Source organism: Moorena sp. SIO3I6, assembly GCF_010672095.1.
In genome coordinates this window covers 1-1,568 of the sequence record NZ_JAAHHU010001203.1, presented here as the reverse complement: position 1 = coordinate 1,568, position 1,568 = coordinate 1, and the positions used below count along the sequence as shown (strand labels likewise).

The following is a 1,568-nucleotide window of genomic DNA, read 5'->3' as shown; positions in this document are numbered from 1 at the left end:
TAACTTTTTCCGTGTTCTCGTCCATTACTGCCACAGCAGACGGGATTGTTTCTAAGCTAAATTTGCGCAACCCTGGTCAAACTGTGCGCTCTGGAGAGGAAATTGCCCAAATTGTTCCCGGTGATGCACCCTTGAAAATAAAGGCAGTGGTGTCACCAAGCGATATTGGCAAGTTGGCAGAAGGTCAAAAGGTTCACATGCGGGTATCTGCCTGTCCTTATCCAGATTATGGTACCCTCAAGGGTTTAGTCAGCCAAATTTCCGAAGATACTATTAAACCCCAAAGTAATGGTGCTAGGGCAAGTGCTTTAAGCCAGAAGGGGCGTGGTGCTAGTGCTTTCTACGAGGTGACGATCTCTCCAGAAAGCCATGTCCTCGGTAAAGGCAAAAACCAGTGTTCCCTTCAATTGGGAATGGAGGGCAGAGCCGATATTATTTCTAGAGAAGAGACTGTCCTAAGATTCCTACTCAGGAAGGCAAGGCTGGTCACAGACTTGTAATGTAATCTGAAACCTGTTCCCTTTTAGAGGATATCTGAAAAGTTTTTTGATACTGAATTTTGCCCCCCTAGCCCCCCAACGTTGGGGGGAACAAGAGTCAATTTGCTTCTAAAAGTCCCCCAAAATTGGGGGACCAACGGGGGCTTGGATGTAGCAAATAATACTTCTCAGACAACCTCTTAAAAACTTCTGGCATGCATGCCTTTTGCGTGTTGATGTAGGTTGATGTCTTGAGCAGATTAAGCAGCGATTTACGCAAGCCTATATTTCTGTAATCATTCAGCCGTTGGCAAAAGGCTGAGGGAGCATCCCAATTTGGCAAATCCATTGCTCAAACTAACGAAAATACTAGGGATTAAAAGCATAATTTAAAGTGTTATGTGCAAAAATGGGATGCTCCCAAGGCTGATGGCTGATGGCTGATGACTTACATATTTGTTTATAGCATTTTTAGTCAAGCTCTTCCTCTATATATCTCTTGATTTCAGGGGCTAATTTCCTAAGATTACGTTGAAAGAAGTTATTGAGGGATGAAATTTTAATTCCTAAAGAATCCGATATCTCTTGCCATTTTTTTCCGTCGAGGTAGGCTAATCCTATCACTTGTAAGGTAGCTTCAGGATGGTTTTTGATATGTTTCTGCAACAGGTTTTCCGGGTCTTCTTTAAAATAGTATCTGACCTGGTCATACAACGTCAGTTCTGTTTCCGGTTGTGCCACAGTCTCTATGGTGAGCGATTCCCCAGTCAGCTCAGACAAGTTTGCGGGCAAAGGCAGAGTGGCTTTAGCCATCTCAAACACTAATGAATCTCCTGTGGTTCGGTCTTTTGCGATTAACTGGCACAACAAAAATAATACTATCAAAATTTTAGTAACGTTACCGGCATCGGTCTTGTTTGTAATTAAGCCTTTGATGGTCAGTGTTATCCAAACAATCACATGATCTAGTTTGGTGTTTTTAATCAGAGCGATCAACTGATATTTTATTCTGACAATTTTGCCAGATTGAGCTTGGATAAATGGGTCAGTCAGGTCTTGTTGAGCTTTTTGTAACATCTTATTGAGGCG

Annotated in this window: 1 protein-coding gene and 1 pseudogene; one reads left to right on the top strand and one right to left on the bottom strand. The window is 42.5% G+C overall.

Annotated features, from left to right (window positions below):
* Positions 1-500: HlyD family efflux transporter periplasmic adaptor subunit (locus tag F6K49_RS47695; protein WP_293109578.1), on the top strand; the 500-nt coding region annotated here is incomplete at its 5' end.
* Positions 501-950: 450 nt separating this feature from the next.
* On the opposite strand, the pseudogene F6K49_RS47690 reads toward F6K49_RS47695, so the two are convergent.
* Positions 951-1,568, bottom strand: a pseudogene (locus F6K49_RS47690) (hypothetical protein); the annotation flags it as partial.